The organism is Bradyrhizobium sp. CCBAU 11386 (assembly GCF_028128955.1).
Lineage (GTDB): Bacteria > Pseudomonadota > Alphaproteobacteria > Rhizobiales > Xanthobacteraceae > Bradyrhizobium.
The window spans coordinates 1-8,569 of sequence record NZ_LBKA01000025.1 but is presented as its reverse complement, the minus strand read 5'-3'; the positions used below and the strand labels follow the sequence as shown (position 1 = coordinate 8,569).

The window sequence follows — 8,569 nt, the reverse complement described above, 5'->3', positions numbered from 1 at the left end:
TTTCGTCGTGCCTTGGCAAAGGCGCGGTCGGTTGCCATGAAACGCTCGATCATCGGCGCTACTAATTTGGCAGGCTCAGTCGGCGTCGTCGCACCTCCGCTACGCATCAGTATTTCAGCGTAAGCTTTGAGATCCCTATAGACCGCAGCCGGCAACTCGATCGTGAGCTTGACCGGCTTGTCGTCTTCAAGCGGCCCAAGCTTGAGCTTCGTCATGGCGTTCCTCCCTTTCCGTACGGAGCCAATACCAAATCCCGCGTAACGATGACCCGGACCGGGAAACCCGGCCGGATGGTCAGCGTCGGCTGGATGTTGACCTGACGTTGCACGATTTGCTGTCCGGTCTGGCTGATGCTGTTGGACGCGCCGCTGCGAATCGCCTGAACCAGGTTGTTCTCATTCTGGCTCGTGCACCGCCTCCGGTCCGACGCTAAGCAGGGTCGAGAGGACGGCGGCCTTGAACAGCATGCCCCAGTGGTTGTCGACCTCATCCTCGAGTCCGGCATAACCACCTGTATCGGCACCAGGCTGGCGCTCCAGCACGATCGAGTTGCCGTCCGGCATGATAATGCGAGTCCAGACCAAGAGGATGCGGGACTGACCGAACGCGACAGAGCTGTCGTATTGACCAATCAGCTTGGCCCCCTGGGGAACCAGAAGATATTTGCCGGACGGGCTGTCATATACTGCCTCGGTCACCTGGGCGGTGATCTGACCGGGCGCCGTATAGACCTGATAGAGAGCTCCGCCGGAGAACGGATAGATCTGTACCGCGTTGATGAATCCGTTGCGGACCGGCTGCACCCGTGCCGCAGCGTTGGCCTGTTTGACGCGAACCTTCGGATCAGCGGCTTCCGGGACGCGTTTGCCGGCGGCTGCGGTTTCAACTGCCCGGGCAGCGGCAGGGGTTTTGGCAATTCCACGATTTTGACGGGCGGCGGCGGATCAGTGGTGAGCGTCGCCGACTCTGCAGTATCGTAGTTGATGTCGGGCGGGATGAAATTGTGCGCACAGCCGCCGAGTGTCGAGACGGAAATCAGCAAAGCCGCAAAGGCGGATCTACGGAAGCATGTATCTCTGTCTTTCCGGCGTTCGTAAATGATGAAGAAAAGCGAAGCCGGACCACCGGCTCTCGAGAAATTCGGCGGGGTCATTGTCCCAGCTCCTTCGACCAGTTGATGGCGTTGACGTACATGCCGAGTGGATTCTTGAGCAGCCGATCGGCATCGGTTGGCGGCTGAATTGCGATGGTGAGGATTGCGGTCCAACGTGTGGTTCCGGCGAGCGCCCCGTCCTGATAGCGGTGCTCGACCCAGGCCACGCGAAAACTGTCGGGCGAGGCACGAATGACGCTGGAGACGTCGATCGCGACCTGCTGCTTGCCGAGATTGGCGAAGGGGTCATTGGCGCGGGCGTAGTCGTTCAGCGCCGCCGCGCCCGCCGTTGTCGTGAAATCATAAGCCTGCAGCCAGTTGTGCCGCACGATGATCGGATCGGCCGGAAGCGAGCGGACGATCTGGATAAAGTGAGCGAGATACCAGGCAATCTGCGGATCGTTCGGCCTGTAGTCGGCGGTGGCGGGCGCGACGGCTTGCGCCTCGCCGAGCTTGTCGACCTGCACCACCCAGGGAACGACGGTGCCGTGCGTGGATTGCCAGACGAGCCCGCCGGCGAGGCCGCAAGAGAGGATCAGCGAACCGAAGGCCATCAGCCGCCAATTCTTGGCCTGCACGCGGGCGGAGCCGATGCGTTCGTCCCAAACTTGCGCCGCGCGCTGGTAGGGGGTTTCGGGTTCGGGTGCGCGGCCGTAGCGGACCGACGATCGCCGGAAGACTGACATTCGTTATTCTCCTCCCGAGAGGTCGACGGAGTGGCCGCCGCCATGGCTGTCGCCGGATTTGAGGGCTTGCGCGGCTGTCTGAGCGCCGTGAATGACGGTCTGATTGCGCTTGACGCGATGGGCCCAGGCAGGCCGACCGCTTTCGCTCGCTGCTTGAGATGCGGCTCCATCGTTGGTGGCCTCGCCACTCCCGATGGTCCCCATCGTCGAGGAGCCGCCCGTGTTGGCGACGCCGGCACGGGCACCGGAGGTAAAGCTCTCCTTCATTGCCCCCGCTGCTTGCGACGCGGCGCGTCTTGCGGGAGCTGCCGCGTGACTTGGTGTCGCACGGCCCACGCCGCCGAGACCGGACGCGACGCCACCAGCGCCGGACCGACCGGCCGATGCGAGGCTGTAGGTGGAGGACACACCGCCCGCCATCGCAGCACCACCACGCGCGGCGGCCGCAGCACCGGAGCTAGCTGCCATCGCTCCCCTTCCGGCCAAACCGAGCGCCGCGCCGCCGACCATCGCTGTACCGGCAACAGCCAGACCCGTGCCGACTGCAGCGCCGGCGCCAAGCTGCGGCGCGCCGGAAACAAGCCCGGTCGCGATGCCGGGCCCGAAGATGCCGAGGCCCAGCATGGCGAGTGCCGCCAGCACGACAGCGAGCGCCTGCTCGATCGTCGGCTGGCCCCCGACATAGGCAGTGGTAAACTGGGAGAAGAGCCCAGTGCCAATTCCGACGATCACGGCGAGCACCATGACCTTCACGCCGGAGGCGACGACGTTGCCCAGCACCTTCTCCGCGAGGAAGGCTGTCTTGTTGAACAGCGCGAACGGAATCAGGATGAAACCGGCGAGCGTCGTCAGCTTGAACTCGAGCAGCGTGACGAACAGCTGCACCGCCAGAATGAAGAAGGCGATCAGCACCAGCAGCCAGGACACCATCAGCACGGCAATCTGGACAAAATTCGCAAAGAAGCTGGTGAAGCCCATCATCTGGCTTGCCGCGTCGAGCAGCGGCTGCCCGGCTTCGAGACCGACTTGCGCAAGCCTGCCGGGCTGCAGGAAATCCGCGGTCGAAATCGAAGAGCCGCCGGCCTTTAGGCCGAGACTAGCGAAGCTATTGAAGATGATGCCCGAGAGCTTGGTGAAGTTGGTGATGATGAAGGCAAAGAAACCGATATAGAGGGTCTTCTTCACCAGCCGCTGGAGAATGTCTTCGTCTGCGCCCCAGGCCCAGAACAGGCCGGCCAAGGTGATGTCGATAACAATCAACGTCGACGACAGATAGGTGACCTCGCCTTTGATGAGGCCGAAACCTGAATCGATGTGAGTCGTGAAAGTATTGAGGAGTATCGATGACGCCGACGTTGTTCATGGCCGCTTGTCTCCCTGCGTGGCGTTCATCGTCGGCGGAGTGGCCGGCGCGGCCTGCGGCGAAAGTGGCCGCGCCGGCCCGCCGAAGAGGCGCGCGCGGTTCTCCTTCCAAACCGCCTGGCAGTGCGGATCTTCGGCATCCTGGGGGCCAAGCGCGTCGCAGCGGCGCAGCTCGGCCGAGAGATCATCGGGAGCGGAGACAGAGGGGGCATCGGACACGGGCCCCTCCGCCGGACGCCGATGAATGACGTGCAGCGCGGCGAGGAACATCACAAACACGATAATCATCGTGCCAGCGCGAAGGAGATCCGAGCGCTCCATGACCCAAGCCTCAGTTGCCGCTGAACATGGTGACGTTGCCCGGCTGATAGCCGCTGCGTGTCGAGAAGATCCTGTAGTGCTGCTGGCCCTGCGATTCGGTCGCGGTCACGCGCGCCTGCTCCAGCGCGTCCGCTCGTCCCTTTGCGGCGAGCACTGCGACGAGATCGGATAGCTGCTGGGAATGTAGGGCCAGCAGCTGATTGCCGGCCTGAGCCGCCTGCAGGAAGCTGGGTCAGCGTCGACAACGGCAGGTTCGCGAGGTTTTTGCCTTGATTCACCAGGCTCTGGGCCTGATTGGTCAGCATGGATCTGATTGTTGATCTGCTGCAACTCGCGCGCCGCGGTCAGCACGTTCTGGCTAAAGTTGGTGGGGTCATAGACGATCCACTGCGCGGAGGCTGGCGCCGACAGAAGCGATGAGGTCGATAGAGCGAGCGAGAGTGCGGTCGCAGCGGCTAAGCCAGCGCGCCGCACATCAAGAGTCGTCATGATTGCACCTCTAGGTTTGTCAGGTCAGGGATGAGATAGGCGGCCCAGAGCAGCTCGTGATCCGCAAGCCAGGCGGCCGTGAAGTCGTCGCGGCCGTGCTCGGCGAGCAGCCGTTCGATTGCGGCATGATCGGCCTTGGAAGACGCGGCGCAGAAGGCGAGCGCGACCGGCCCGAGGCCGAGCTCGAAGAGCCGATTGCCGCGGCGAGACTGGCAGTAGTAGTCCCGCTTCGGCGTCGCCCGCGCGATGATCTCGATCTGGCGGTCGTTCAACCCAAACCGCTGGTAGATGGCGGTGATCTGCGGTTCGATCGCGCGCTCATTGGGCAGGAAGATCCGCGTCGGGCAGCTCTCGACGATTGCGGGTGCGATGTTGCTGCCGTCGATGTCGGAGAGCGATTGGGTGGCGAAGACGACGGAGGCGTTCTTCTTCCGCAGCGTCTTCAACTATTCCCTGAGCTGTTGCGCGAAGGCGGGATCGTCGAGGACGAGCCAACCCTCGTCGATGATGAGGAGGGTCGGCCGCCCATCGAGCCGTCCCTCGATGCGATGGAAGAGATAGGTGAGGACGGCAGGCGCAGCACCAGCGCCAATCAAGCCCTCGGTCTCGAAAGCCTGCACCGACGCAAATCCGAGGTGCTCGGCCTCCGCGTCGAGCAGACGGCCGGAGGCGCCGCCGACGCAATAAGGTTGCAGCGCCTGCTTGAGCGCGGCCGATTGCAATAGAACCGTCAGGCCGGTGATCGTGCGCTCCTCGACCGGCGAGGACGCCAGCGAGGTCAACGCCGACCAGACATGCTCCTTCGCGGTTGGATCGATGGTGACGCCTTCCTTGGCGAGGATCGCGGTCACCCATTCGGCCGCCCAGGCGCGCTCCGCCGCATCGCCGATACGAGGCCAGCTGTTGAAGAGACACGGAGTCTTCCGCGCTGTTCGACAGACCTCCGCCGAGGTCGTGCCAGTCGCCGCCCATGGCAAGCGCGGCCGTGCGGATCGAACCGCCAAAATCGAAGGCAAAGATCTGGCTTTTGCGGTAGCGGCGGAACTGGATCGCCATCAGCGCCAGCAGCACGGACTTGCCGGCGCCGGTCGGGCCGACGATCAGGGTGTGGCCGACGTCGCCGACATGGAGCGAGAAGCGGAACGGCGTCGAGCCTTCGGTCTGCCAAAGAAGAGCGGGGAACTGCGGAAATGCTCATCACGGCCTGGCCCGGCCCAGACCGCCGAAAGCGGAATCATGTGGGCAAGGTTCAATGTCAAGCAAGCCCGGGTGATGCCGGCCTTCAGATTGTCGCTCACCGTCTGCCGGGCCACGCCACCGAAATAAGAGAATGCCCGAACGTGCGAGGCAAGCCAGTCCGGCAGGCTTGGCTGACGCTGGCTTCGGCGTAGGTGTAGTTCGAGGCGCCGAGCACAACGACGAAGATCTGCATGCTGCGCACCTCGCCGCTGAGCCCGTCAACCACCTCCATCGTGCGGCCGGAATAGTCGACGAACAGCTTCTCGCCGGCGACATGGATCTGGCGCAGAGTCAGCTTGAGGCGGCCGGCCCATTCCTTAGCGTTCGCAGAACCATGAATAGCCTGAAGCTGTCGGAGCTTGCGTCGCAATACTCCTTCCACAACAGCATCAGCGTAACGTGCGGGCGCCGCAGCTCGCGATGCATGAGCGCCCATTCGGGCTGTGGAATCGTCGCTGAGCCGATCCGATGGTTGCGGATACAGGCGGTTCTCGAGCTGCTCCGGCGGCAACGGCCAGGTCAAGCCGGCACGGCGGGTTCGGTTCAGGTACTTGCTGACCGTGCTTTGGGCCAAGCTCAGGCTGCGGGCAACGGCGCGTTGCGATATGCCGACGCTTTAGTGCAGGCGTAGAACTTCGCGAATGTGGCGCTTGGACAGTCTCTCTGTGGCATCTAGATCCTCTACGGTTAGGCAAAAGACCAAGCTACCCGGGTTGCAGACTGTCAGCGGTGCGCGCCTCCTGATTGCCCCCGACCGCGATCGCGGGAAACAGCGATCATGATCGGCAGGAATTGGTGATCACGATCGGCTGGAACGCGGAAAGATCATCGCGGCGCATTCAAAACGGCGTCGCCGGGCGAGTTTCTCGGCTTCCTGAACAGCGTCACCGCGGCCTTTCCGGGCCGAACGCTTCACGTCATCCTCGACTACTCAACGCCCACAAGAAAAACGAACATTGGCTCAAGGCCTACCCCAACGTGCAACTATTCACGCCGACAAGTGCGTCCTGGCTCAACCGGGTCGAGGTATGTTTTTCGATCTTGCAGGTGCAGTCGCTTAGCGGCACTTCCTTTACGAGCCTCAAACAGCTTCAGGAACACATCGATGCCTACGTCAACGCGTACAATGACAAGGCCGAGCTCTTCGTCTGGACCAAGAAAAGGTCCGTCAACGCCGTTTCAAACGCCGCCGTATACTCAGCTCTGATTCCGGGTACTCGTGTGGGTTTCGACGGCCTCGGTGGCCTTTCGGACATGGGCCGGCCCTTCCCCGACCGGCCGTTCATCGCGGTAGCGCACAATTGTTTCACACGTTCTCGTTCGAGGCACCACGAACAACTAATCGGATGGCCGGTGTGAGTTCTTTGGCAAAAACCAACAGGGCTACCCTTCATCCACCTCTATACGTGGCTGCATCGCAGACCACCGGCCGAAACCGACATGCACAAATGCTTTGGGGCAACCCGCCTTCGGTATCGAGGCCCTCATCGATCAGAAACACCTGCCGAAGCTAATCTGACCGCCAGAACCATCCTGTCAAATTCCCGGGCGGAGGTACGAGCGTTTCCGCTTGGTCGCAGAGGGCGCAAGACGTGCACCGTGCTGTCTTCGCGAGACACATTGTCGTCGTCAGGTTCTCGACAGCTCCGTAGCAAAATATGTGGAGCTGATCCCAATGGACGAACATCGATTCGCACGATGCTCACGCTGCGTAGGTAGCCCGTCGGGGGCTGGGTGGTTTGTTGCGGGGGCCGACGTCGAGAAGTGGACTCTTAGCCTAATCGCCCTCGATCTTCGTTCGCATCCCCCGGCGCGTCAGATCCAGGCCCAGCTTCAAACGGCCTATATTTTTGAAAGTGAGAACGGATGGATCTCCCCTCGACCAACTGGATGCGGGAACAATCGGACAGCACGGACCCGCAAGCAAGCTCACCCGCGGTTCAGTCCGCAGATGGAGCGACCTTTGAGCGGCAACTGAACGAGATCGCCAATTCAGATGGAGGCGGTGGAGCAATGCCGGCCGCCCCGGCGCCGCAGCCGGCTCGGTCAACTCCACCGCCTCTTTATTCCGGGGATGCTTCGGCTATTTGGGGGCTTGAGGAGGCACTCATCAAGGGCGGGGCCGCCCCACACACCGCCCAGAACAATGCATATTCTCTTCTCGGCTTTGGCCGCTGGCTCTTGGCAAATAACAAACCGGCTATTGTTGCCCGGCTGAACGACAAGTCGCTGATCGCTGACGCGCGCCAGTTCATCGAAGAGGGGCATCCCAGGGCTATCCTTACGGCAATAGATCATCTACGGACCTCGCAGTCGACGGGCGGAGTCGTGCCGATCGCAGGCTTCGCTGAGCTAAATCCACACTCCGAGGACGTGGCTCTCATCAATAAGTATAAAAACGAAGCAGCGACAGCTACCGCCAGAAGCAACGCAGTTGCTCTTAGAAGTTTCAGTGATTACCTGCGTAAAAACAATAAGGAGGGCATTGCTGCCCGGCTTTCCGGCACGTCGTTGGATGGAGATGTCGACGCCTATAAATCGCACCCCGGTTATAATCGGAAGATCCGAGCCGCGCTAGCTCATCTCCGACAACCTAGAGACCAGAGCGAGCTGCATTTTTATTCCGAGGATGCTGCCCTTTTTTCAGGGCTTGAGAAGGCCCTCATCAAGGGCGGGGGCGCCGAAAGCACCGCCAAGGACTATGTACGTACTCTTCGCAGCTTTGGCCGCTGGCTCTTCGCAAATAACAAACAGGCCATTGCTGTTCGGCATAATGACGAGTCGCTGATCGCTGATGCGCGCCAGTTCATCGAAGAGGGGCATCCCAGGGCTGTTCTTACGGTAATAGATCATCTCAGGACCTCGCAGTCGACGGGCGGAGTCAAGCCGATCGCAGGCCGCGCCGAGCTGAATCCTTATCATCAGGATGCGGCTCTCATCGAAGAGTACAAAGACGAAGAAACGACAGAAACCGGCAAGAAGGTTGAAATCAGGAAGGATGCAACTGCTCTTCGCAGTTTCAGTCACTACCTGCGTGAAAACAACAAGCCGGGCATTGCTGGTCGGCTTTCAGGCAAGGCGCTGGATGGAGATGTCAAGTGCTATAAGAAGGACGCCGGGGGTAACCGGCGGATCGGTGCCGCACTGGCTCGTCTCCGAAAATCGTCGGCCGGCGCTGAGGCGATGGAGCTCGAGCGCCATATTGATCCCGAAGACGCGGCCCTGAGGGAATCGACGCGGGTCGGCGACGCCGCTGCGCAGCACAGTGCGTCGCAGAAAGCTGGCAGCTGGCCAGAGGAGCTTCCTGCGGAAGGCTACG

4 protein-coding genes and 6 pseudogenes are annotated in these 8,569 nt (G+C 61.8%); 2 read left to right on the top strand and 8 right to left on the bottom strand.

Annotated elements, in window-relative coordinates:
- The 8 genes and pseudogenes from XI09_RS06225 to XI09_RS06190 form a co-directional block, all read right to left on the bottom strand.
- On the bottom strand, window positions 1-215 hold a 215-nt coding region (locus XI09_RS06225; RefSeq protein ID WP_271566090.1), incomplete at its 3' end, for a DUF2274 domain-containing protein.
- A pseudogene (locus XI09_RS06220) lies at window positions 212-1,153 on the bottom strand (TrbI/VirB10 family protein). The pseudogene XI09_RS06220 and the gene XI09_RS06225, both read right to left, overlap by 4 nt.
- Complete coding sequence (gene trbF, locus XI09_RS06215) at window positions 1,150-1,839, bottom strand: conjugal transfer protein TrbF (protein WP_271566089.1); 690 nt, start codon at window positions 1,837-1,839, stop codon at window positions 1,150-1,152. Before trbF ends, XI09_RS06220 begins: the two are co-directional and overlap by 4 nt.
- A 3-nt stretch (window positions 1,840-1,842) precedes the next feature.
- Window positions 1,843-3,202 (bottom strand): annotated as a pseudogene (gene trbL, locus XI09_RS06210) (P-type conjugative transfer protein TrbL).
- Complete coding sequence (gene trbK-alt / locus XI09_RS06205) at window positions 3,199-3,522, bottom strand: putative entry exclusion protein TrbK-alt (protein WP_271566088.1); 324 nt, start codon at window positions 3,520-3,522, stop codon at window positions 3,199-3,201. Before trbK-alt ends, trbL begins: the two are co-directional and overlap by 4 nt.
- A gap of 10 nt (window positions 3,523-3,532) precedes the next feature.
- A pseudogene (locus tag XI09_RS06200) lies at window positions 3,533-4,011 on the bottom strand (DUF4141 domain-containing protein).
- A pseudogene (locus XI09_RS06195) lies at window positions 4,008-5,267 on the bottom strand (TraG/VirB4 family ATPase); the annotation flags it as partial. The pseudogenes XI09_RS06195 and XI09_RS06200, both read right to left, overlap by 4 nt.
- Before the next feature lie 38 nt (window positions 5,268-5,305).
- Window positions 5,306-5,824 (bottom strand): hypothetical protein, encoded by a 519-nt coding sequence (locus tag XI09_RS06190; RefSeq protein WP_271566087.1) that lies wholly within the window; start codon window positions 5,822-5,824, stop codon window positions 5,306-5,308.
- Between the two features lie 244 nt (window positions 5,825-6,068).
- On the opposite strand from XI09_RS06190, the pseudogene XI09_RS06185 reads away from it, so the two are divergent.
- Together XI09_RS06185 and XI09_RS06180 are read left to right on the top strand one after the other, a co-directional pair.
- Window positions 6,069-6,443 (top strand): annotated as a pseudogene (locus XI09_RS06185) (transposase); the annotation flags it as partial.
- A 673-nt stretch (window positions 6,444-7,116) separates the two neighbouring features.
- A pseudogene (locus XI09_RS06180) lies at window positions 7,117-8,569 on the top strand (hypothetical protein); the annotation flags it as partial.

What these genes read in the sequence shown, in the direction of transcription:
- trbF (WP_271566089.1), bottom strand. Translation starts at nt 1,839, where the DNA reads ATGTCAGTCTTCCGGCGATCGTCGGTCCGCTACGGCCGCGCACCCGAA.
- trbK-alt (WP_271566088.1), bottom strand. Translation starts at nt 3,522, where the DNA reads ATGGAGCGCTCGGATCTCCTTCGCGCTGGCACGATGATTATCGTGTTT.